Here is a 4,860-nt window from a genome sequence, read left to right as displayed (position 1 = left end):
GCTCTGACACCTAATTATTACTCAAATAAATAAGCACACACACTACCTAATTGCATTAGCGAAAAGCAAATGCAGGCTCCATAAAGCAGAGCCTGTCTCAAAAATCTATATATTTTACTCTTTACAATCTATTGAAGCAAAAACAAACCGGCCTTTATCAAAGCTAATAGGCTTACCTCTAACAAAGTAAGATTTCCCCAAACTGGTTTCGATCTGTCCTACCCCCATTACAAGTTTCCCATCCTTTTTTAAAAAGGCCAGTGGATTTTTATAAATCGTCGGATTACTTGTCCCAATTTTAAAAGTATAATCAACAAAAAGCGTGTCACCTTTAAAATTTCCTTCTACCAGACCATCATTTTTCCCCTTATCCAAATAATTGATGACCAGTTTACCTGCAATTTTGCCTGTACTCAATGTTTTTATTTTCAAATCAGCTGTATCCTTCCCATCTATTGCCTGGAAGCAATCACTCTTTATTAAGGAGTCTGCTTTAGCGACTGCATCTCCTTTTGCTGAATTTTTAGTGCCCTGGTTACAACTAAACGCAAGAGGTACAGCGGCTAGTAGTAACAGATAATAAGCTGATTTTTTCATACAATTGTTTATTTAATGATAATTGGCACAATTGCCTATAAGTTCATTCATAAAAAGGATTACAAACTCACCCGATTTCCATAACAATTCAAACTTAAATTTGTTAACAATGCCCCAAAAAAGATATCAAAAAAGAAACAGCCATTCTGCTTCCTGCAGATGAACCATTTCTCTTGTTACTTTTGGTAACCTAAACCCGTATTATAGAGCAAAAAAGCCCATTTATCAGCTGTTTCTTCAATAGCTTTATCCGTTGGTTTACCAGCTCCATGCCCAGCATTGGTTTGAATGCTGATCAATACAGGAGCATCTCCCCCCTGATCTTTTTGAAGCGTAGCAGCAAATTTAAAAGAGTGTGCAGGTACCACCCGATCATCATGATCAGCTGTACTGACCAATGTCGCAGGATATTTTACTCCAGGTTTTAAAGCATGCACAGGAGAATAGCGGTGCAAATATTCAAACATCTCTTTTGAATCTTCCGAAGTTCCATAATCAAAACTCCATCCAGCCCCGGCAGTAAATTTATGATAACGCAACATATCCATTACTCCAACTGCAGGAAGAGCAACTTTAAACAAATCAGGCCGTTGAGCCATGGTCGCACCAACCAGTAAGCCTCCATTAGACCCACCCATTATAGCCAGTTTATCAGATGACGTATATTTACTTTTGATCAGATACTCTGCGGCCGCTATAAAGTCATCAAATACATTTTGCTTCTGCATCTTAGTTCCAGCAATATGCCATTTCTCTCCATACTCTCCACCGCCCCTGAGATTAGGAACCGCATACACTGCACCTTGTTCCAGTAAAACCACCACGGATGTACTGAAAGCCGGTGTTAAACTGATGTTGAAGCCCCCATACCCATAAAGTAACGCTGGATTTTTTCCGTTCAGGATCAGTCCCTTTTTATAAGTAATAATCATTGGAACCTTTGTCCCATCCTTAGAAGCATAGAATACCTGCTTAGACTCATATTTTGAAGGATCAAAATCTACCCCCGGTTTCTTATAAACCTCAGACTTACCGGTAGCTACTGAATATTTAAAAATCGTTGTCGGGTAAACATAAGAGGTAAACATATAGAATAATTCTTTTTCTTCTCTTTTACTACCAAAACCTGTTGCGGTACCGATTCCGGGCAGCTTGATCTCATGCTCCAATTTACCACCCATATCATACTGCAACACCAGAGATACCGCGTCTTTAATATAATTGGCAAATAATTTACCTCCTCCGGTAGAAGGATTCAGTACATTTTCAGTCTCCTTGATTAAAGTTGCCCAATGTTCAGGCTTAGGATCTGACGCATCCACAGTAACGATTTTTCCATTTGGCGCATTTAAATTTGTATAGATATATAATTTTGTCCCTATATTATCAATGATGCTATGGTTCTGATCAAAATTATCCACAACAGAAACGATTGGAGAATTCGGAACAGAAAGATCTTTTATATACAGTTCATTTCCAGAAGTTGAATTGGCGGCTGAAATGATCAGGTAACGCTCATCCTCCGTTAAACCAGCTCCAATATAACGCCTTGGTGTTTTATCACCTCCAAAAACCAGCTGATCTTGTTTTTGTGCCGTACCTAATTGATGGAAATACAGCTTATGATATTGGGTCAGGCCAGACAATTGACTACCTTCTGCGGGCTTATCGTAACTGCTATAGTAAAAGCCGCCATTTCCCTGCCATGCAATACCGGAAAACTTGACATCAACTAATGTATCACCTACAATACTTTTATCAGACGCCCTCATAACCACCACTTTCGTCCAATCAGATCCACCTTCAGACAATTGGTAAGCCAATAAACTACCATCCTTAGAAAAGTTAATTCCTGCCAATGAAGTGGTTGCATCTTTGGAGAAAGTATTTGGATCCAAAAAAATTTCCGCCTCTTCGCCCTCTTTTTGCCTGTAAAGTACACTCTGATTCTGCAAACCACTGTTCTTGTAAAAATAAGTATAAGCACCTTCCTTAAATGGCTGGGAATACTTCTCATAATTCATGAGTTTGGTCAATCGTTGCTTAATATCATTTTTAAACGGAATCTGTGCCAGGTAATTCCTGGTCACCTCATTTTGTGCAGTTACCCAGGCCTTGGTATCTGCCGACCTGTCATCCTCCAACCAGCGGTAAGGATCATCTACAACAGTTCCGAAATAAGTATCTTTTACATTATCTGTCTTTGTTTGCGGGTATTTCATAAGGTTTTTTGAAGGCTTTTGCTGTGCCGTGGCAAAAATAGGAAATAGTACACTAAGAAGAAGGACAGAATTTTGGAGTCGTTTCATAATAAGTCAGTATTGAATTATCCTAAGTTAAATAAAAAAGGCAACCCTTTTCCGGCTGCCTCTCTAATATTTGAACATATAATTTATTTCCCGCCTTCGTGAACATCCTGAAAATTGATCTTCTCCTTTCCTTCTTCAAATCCACAAAAGCGAATCTCTTTTTTAGGTTTAAGCACCAGATACAAACCCAAACCTATAAAAACAAAAGCTGTTGAATAAGAAGTGAGACTAACCATTATGATACTTTGCAGCGTATAAATACCTCCTATAATCACCAGTACCACCCAAGCTCCAGATCTGAAATTTTTCCTATACCCGATCAGTAAACCTATCGCCAACAGAATCGTATGCCAGCTCAATACCCAAAAAGGAATAGACACACCTACATTTCTGATCATATAGATTACGCCAATAACCAGCATGAATATCCCCAGGCCGAAATGACGATTTGTTTTTTTGTTGTTTAGAGTTTCCATGATCTTTTTTTCTTCAAAACTATTAGAAAAATCAAGGTCCGTAAAGGTTTAACCAGTATATAAAGGGTAACAGTCGGTCAACATCCCAAAACAAGCGGTAAACGATTATCTCTTTATTCCAATGACTTTAGATAATTCCTCATCAGTGGAACGTCCGCTTCTGCCCAATCCAGATCCGGTAGTTCTCCCGGCATTAACCAACTGCAATTCTGATGCACACTCATTTGAATTTCACCTCCTGTAATTGAACAAACAAAAGGAATTAAATGAATGGAAAAACCTGCGTAATGATGTTTGTGACTTTCCATCCTTTTATGAATACAGATATCCAGATTTAATTCTTCTTTAATTTCTCTTAGTAAACAATCCTCCGCCTGTTCTCCTGCTTCAATTTTCCCACCCGGGAATTCAATCTTTAAAGGTAATAATTGATCTGCACCGCGCTGAGCGACTAAAACACAACCATCCTCTCTAACAATGATAGCACAACATACATCAATCATGCTGCAAGATAATGAACTCTCCCCTTTCCTTTAAGAAATTATTTGAATCAAGCCACGTTTGTAGGCACTATAGACAATAATCTGTTGTATCCGTTCATATCTTGGCATCCTCACCTGCCCTTCACATCGAATATAGCATTGAACTTCCTCTCTCAGCAATGCCTCAGGTAGATCGTTTACATAGCGAAGCAACTCCTCTGCCCGGGATACTAAGTTTCTAGCAATAGTTTCTGTATCTGAAAGTTCCATTACAGCACCATCCACAGAAACAATTTGTTGTATTTCCCTTTGGATGTCGCTGAAATTGGAATAAAGCTTCTCCTTCCATAATTCAGTAGAAGTCTGATCTAAAGATTGAAGAAATTCCTGATTGGCCTTAACATTAAAAGCACAGAGATCTTTGATTTGTATTTGCAGGTTCATGACAATAGCATTATTTAAGAACAAAATAAAACGGACGAACTGACAACCCTATGGCAGTGCACTTTGAAAATGCAATAATTTGTTTTTATGTAGCAGACTACATATTATTGTAAGTAAATTATCTAGACCATGTCATTACAAATCCAATCCCTTCGCAAAGACCACAATACAGATCTCGCAAAGATCATCAGAACTTCACTTGAAGAATTCAATGTTCCAAAAGTAGGCACAGTATACTCAGATCCTACTACAGATGATTTATATACTCTTTTCCGGCAAAGTGGCTCTGCGTATTTTATTGCGGAAGAAGATGGCGTTCTGCTGGGTGGTTGCGGTATTTATCCTACAGAAGGTTTGCCCAAAGGATGCGCAGAACTGGTTAAATTGTATCTATCTTCCGCGTCCCGCGGCAAAGGTATAGGAAAACTTCTTCTGGATGAATGCTTCAAATCCGCAAAAAAAATGGGCTATCATCAATTGTACCTTGAATCTTTCCCCCAACTGGAAAAAGCCGTAAGTATGTATATTAAAGCAGGCTTTATTCACCTGGAG

Annotated in this window: 6 protein-coding genes; 1 reads left to right on the top strand and 5 read right to left on the bottom strand. The window is 38.6% G+C overall.

The features are described 5' to 3' along the window. Window positions 1–114: 114 nt before the first annotated feature. The 5 genes from DBR11_RS16225 to DBR11_RS16205 all read right to left on the bottom strand — a co-directional run bounded on the left by DBR11_RS16225 (window position 115) and on the right by DBR11_RS16205 (window position 4,308). Window positions 115–597 (bottom strand): hypothetical protein, encoded by a 483-nt coding sequence (locus tag DBR11_RS16225; protein WP_108553702.1) that lies wholly within the window; start codon window positions 595–597, stop codon window positions 115–117. Window positions 598–773: 176 nt separating this feature from the next. Further along, window positions 774–2,819: a prolyl oligopeptidase family protein gene (locus DBR11_RS16220; RefSeq protein ID WP_108553703.1), complete on the bottom strand. Its 2,046-nt coding sequence runs from the start codon at window positions 2,817–2,819 to the stop codon at window positions 774–776. A 170-nt stretch (window positions 2,820–2,989) separates the two neighbouring features. Next, the gene (locus tag DBR11_RS16215) at window positions 2,990–3,382 is read right to left on the bottom strand and encodes a hypothetical protein (RefSeq protein WP_108553701.1); all 393 of its coding nucleotides are present in this window, start codon (window positions 3,380–3,382) and stop codon (window positions 2,990–2,992) included. A gap of 113 nt (window positions 3,383–3,495) precedes the next feature. After that, a complete protein-coding gene (locus DBR11_RS16210; RefSeq protein WP_108553700.1) occupies window positions 3,496–3,885 on the bottom strand; it encodes a (deoxy)nucleoside triphosphate pyrophosphohydrolase in 390 nt (129 codons plus the stop codon). A gap of 30 nt (window positions 3,886–3,915) precedes the next feature. Then, a complete protein-coding gene (locus tag DBR11_RS16205) occupies window positions 3,916–4,308 on the bottom strand; it encodes a hypothetical protein (RefSeq protein ID WP_108553699.1) in 393 nt (130 codons plus the stop codon). A 129-nt stretch (window positions 4,309–4,437) separates the two neighbouring features. On the opposite strand from DBR11_RS16205, the gene DBR11_RS16200 reads away from it, so the two are divergent. Beyond that, window positions 4,438–4,860: GNAT family N-acetyltransferase (locus DBR11_RS16200; RefSeq protein WP_108553698.1), on the top strand; the 423-nt coding region annotated here is incomplete at its 3' end.

This window comes from Pedobacter sp. HMWF019 (genome assembly GCF_003061025.1).
GTDB lineage: Bacteria > Bacteroidota > Bacteroidia > Sphingobacteriales > Sphingobacteriaceae > Pedobacter.
This window is presented reverse-complemented; position numbering and strand designations above follow the sequence as displayed.

Coding starts and splice junctions, on each gene's coding strand:
- DBR11_RS16220 (WP_108553703.1), bottom strand. CDS start 2,819: ATGAAATACCCGCAAACAAAGACAGATAATGTAAAAGATACTTATTTC.
- DBR11_RS16210 (WP_108553700.1), bottom strand. CDS start 3,885: ATGATTGATGTATGTTGTGCTATCATTGTTAGAGAGGATGGTTGTGTT.
- DBR11_RS16205 (WP_108553699.1), bottom strand. CDS start 4,308: ATGAACCTGCAAATACAAATCAAAGATCTCTGTGCTTTTAATGTTAAG.
- DBR11_RS16225 (WP_108553702.1), bottom strand. CDS start 597: ATGAAAAAATCAGCTTATTATCTGTTACTACTAGCCGCTGTACCTCTT.
- DBR11_RS16215 (WP_108553701.1), bottom strand. CDS start 3,382: ATGGAAACTCTAAACAACAAAAAAACAAATCGTCATTTCGGCCTGGGG.